At 73.7% G+C, this 2,515-nt stretch carries 7 protein-coding genes; all 7 read right to left on the bottom strand.

Translation table 11 applies throughout. The features are described from left to right. On the bottom strand, positions 1-180 hold a 180-nt coding region (locus ACWDCZ_RS40315), incomplete at its 3' end, for a hypothetical protein (protein ID WP_449818587.1). A 2-nt stretch (positions 181-182) separates the two neighbouring features. Then, the gene (locus ACWDCZ_RS40310) at positions 183-530 is read right to left on the bottom strand and encodes a sodium:proton antiporter (RefSeq protein ID WP_049649646.1); all 348 of its coding nucleotides are present in this window, start codon (positions 528-530) and stop codon (positions 183-185) included. Beyond that, positions 530-1,282, bottom strand: coding sequence for an MnhB domain-containing protein (locus ACWDCZ_RS40305; RefSeq protein WP_049649645.1), 753 nt, complete (start codon positions 1,280-1,282; stop codon positions 530-532). The genes ACWDCZ_RS40310 and ACWDCZ_RS40305 overlap by 1 nt, the downstream gene beginning before the upstream one ends. Beyond that, positions 1,279-1,569, bottom strand: a complete 291-nt coding sequence (locus tag ACWDCZ_RS40300; protein ID WP_117485511.1) for a Na(+)/H(+) antiporter subunit B — start codon at positions 1,567-1,569, stop codon at positions 1,279-1,281. Before ACWDCZ_RS40300 ends, ACWDCZ_RS40305 begins: the two co-directional genes overlap by 4 nt. Further along, positions 1,566-1,868, bottom strand: a complete 303-nt coding sequence (locus ACWDCZ_RS40295; RefSeq protein WP_159028339.1) for a cation:proton antiporter — start codon at positions 1,866-1,868, stop codon at positions 1,566-1,568. The genes ACWDCZ_RS40300 and ACWDCZ_RS40295 overlap by 4 nt, the downstream gene beginning before the upstream one ends. A gap of 49 nt (positions 1,869-1,917) precedes the next feature. Next, on the bottom strand, positions 1,918-2,208 hold the full coding sequence (locus ACWDCZ_RS40290; protein WP_053111949.1) for a monovalent cation/H+ antiporter complex subunit F: 291 nt from the start codon (positions 2,206-2,208) through the stop codon (positions 1,918-1,920). Next, on the bottom strand, positions 2,205-2,474 hold the full coding sequence (locus tag ACWDCZ_RS40285) for a hypothetical protein (RefSeq protein WP_449818586.1): 270 nt from the start codon (positions 2,472-2,474) through the stop codon (positions 2,205-2,207). Before ACWDCZ_RS40285 ends, ACWDCZ_RS40290 begins: the two co-directional genes overlap by 4 nt. Positions 2,475-2,515: the final 41 nt, after the last annotated feature.

The raw sequence follows: 2,515 nt of genomic DNA, 5'->3' as shown, positions 1-2,515 counted from the left end.
GACGAGGCGCCCGTCGGTGCGCGCCCAGAGCAGGGCGAGGCACGCTGCCTCGGCACCGGCGCAGGTGGTGGCCAGGATGTCGCAACCGGTCCGGGGAAGTCTGCGGCCGGCGACGGCGAGCAGTGCGGCGCCGAGCAGGGGAATGGCCACCGCGAGCGGCAGCAGGGCTGCTTCGGTCACGGTCAGCCCTTGAGGCCGGTGAGGGCCTGCGGGTCGACGGTGTGGTGCCGTTTGCGCAACTGGATGGTGAGGGCGAGCAACAGCGCGGTGACGGTCGCGCCGACCACGACGTCGGTCAGGGCGAGGGCCTGCACGACGGGGTCGACGACGGGGCGGGTTCCGGGGGTGAGGTCGGAGTAGACGGGGGCGGTCGCGCCGCGGCGGTAGCCGACGGCGAGGAGCAGGAGGTAGGTGGAGGACTGGGCGACGGCCAGGCAGCCGATGGCGTGGATCAGGTTGCGACTGGTGACCAGGCCGTACAGGGCGATGAGCAGGACCCATCCGGCGGCCAGGAAGACCCACGTTCCCATCAGGTGTCTCCGTCTCTCTGCTGGTCGGGTTCGGTGAGTTCGACGGCCTGGTCGAGGAAGTGTGCGAGCAGGGCGATCAGGCCGCAGGCGACCTCGACGCCGACCGCGGCGTTGAGGACCGGGACGGTGCCGCCGGAGGTGACGGTGTTGAAGGTGCCCAGCGGCAGCACGTTCTTGAGGAACGCGCCGCCTGCGATCAGGCCGGCCAGGCCGACGAGGCTGTAGGAGGCGGCGGCGAGCGAGTCCGCGACGTCGAGGGCGGCGAGCGGGCGCAGCTGCTTCAGGGCCCGGTAGTCGGCGGCCACGTAGGCCAGGTGCAGGGCGGTGGCGAGGACGACACCGCCCTGGAAGCCGCCGCCGGGGCTGAGCTGGCCGTGCGCGACGATGTAGACGCCCACGACCAGGGTGACCGGTAGCAGCAGCGCGCCGAAGAGGCGGGTCGTGGGCATGACCCGCTCCGCTTCGGCGCGGCGGTGGCGTTCGTCGCGGGCCCGGCGCAGCAGCAGGGTCGCCCCGAGCACGGTGCCGAAGAGGATGGACTCCTCGCCGAGGGTGTCGAAGGCGCGGATGTCGAAGTTGACGGCGGAGACGACGTTGGCGGTGCGCCGGTCCAGCGCCGCCGCCACCGCCCGGTCCCCGTAGGAATGGCTGTCCGTGCCGAACGGCGGGAGGTGAGTGCACGCGGCCGTGAAGAACGCGGCGATGACGGCGGCCGCTGCCAGGAACATCGTCAGCCGGGCGCGGGCCGTCACTTCCGTTCCCGCCCGTTGTCGCCGGTGCTGGCCCGGTCATCGGTGCGGGTGGGTCGGCGGGTGACCTTACGTACGGTCAGCAGGATCAGCAACGGGGTCAGCGCGGTGCCCACGGCGAGCTGGGAGAGCGCCACGTCGGGCGCCTGCAGCACCGCGAACAGCATCGCCAGGCCCAGACCGAGCACGGAGAGGACGACCGCCTGGCGGGCCGGGTCACGGGTGAGGACCGCCGTGGTGGCGGCGAGGACGACGAAGGCGACGACGAATCCGATCAGCCATGCGTTCACGGCCTGCTCACCGCTTCGGCCTCGGCTTCACGGGTGGCACGGCCGACGGCGATCGTGGTGACCGTCCCGCCGACGGCGAAGACCAGGCCGATGAACAGCGTCTTGGCCGCCCCCCGGCCCGGTCCCTGGTCGACTGCCACGGCCGCGGCGATCAGCGGCACACCGGCCACCGAGGCCGGGGCCAGGGCGTGCAGGCGCGCCAGCGCTCCGCGCAGCCGCAGCACCGCGGCCGCGGACAGCAGCACACACCCCACGCCGGCCCACAACAGCACGAGCACGATCACATGGCGTGGCGTCAATCCGAACTCCCTCCCCCACCCCCGGTCTGGCCGGCCGGGCGGGGTCTCGTCAGTTCTCGGGCGTGGAACCGTACGGGTGCGCGTCGTGGCGGCGGCCGGCGACGAAGCGGGCGAAGACAAGGGTGCCGGCGGGGGCCAGGACGGCCAGCATCAGCGCGAGGTCCTGATAGGAGGACCGGTCGTACGCCATCGGGAGCAGCAGGAACACCGCGCCGGCCACGGTCGACAGCATCGACGCCCCGAGCAGTCGGCGCACCGCGGTGCCGCGCGCCGCGACCCACAGGCACGTCGGCGCGGGAATCGCCAACAGGACCAGGGCCGCCGCTGTCCAGGCGTTCACCGCGCGCCGTCCGTGCGGGCCACGGCCTCCTCGACCGGTCCCGCGGTCGGGCGCAGAGCGTGCACGACGACCTCGTCGTCGCGGGGCACGTCGATCACGCAGGTGTCCGGGGAGGCGGCGAGCAGCGTGCCGGCCCACCCGGCTCCCGCTCCGGGGCGCAGCCGGATGCGCCGTACCCTCCCGTCTCCGTGACCGGGGGCCATCGCGGCCGTCAGCACGGCCAGACCGCGCACGACCGAGCCCGGCAGCGCGAGGAGCGCACGCACCGCGCCACGCCCTCCTCCGACGCGGACACGTGCGGCCAGAC

It is taken from the genome of Kitasatospora sp. NPDC001225, from assembly GCF_053597855.1.
Note: the sequence above shows the minus strand (reverse complement) of the source record. Positions and strands in the feature narration are given on the sequence as shown.

Excerpts from the sequence above, each read along its gene's own strand:
- ACWDCZ_RS40310 (WP_049649646.1), bottom strand. The coding sequence starts at position 530 with ATGGGAACGTGGGTCTTCCTGGCCGCCGGATGGGTCCTGCTCATCGCC.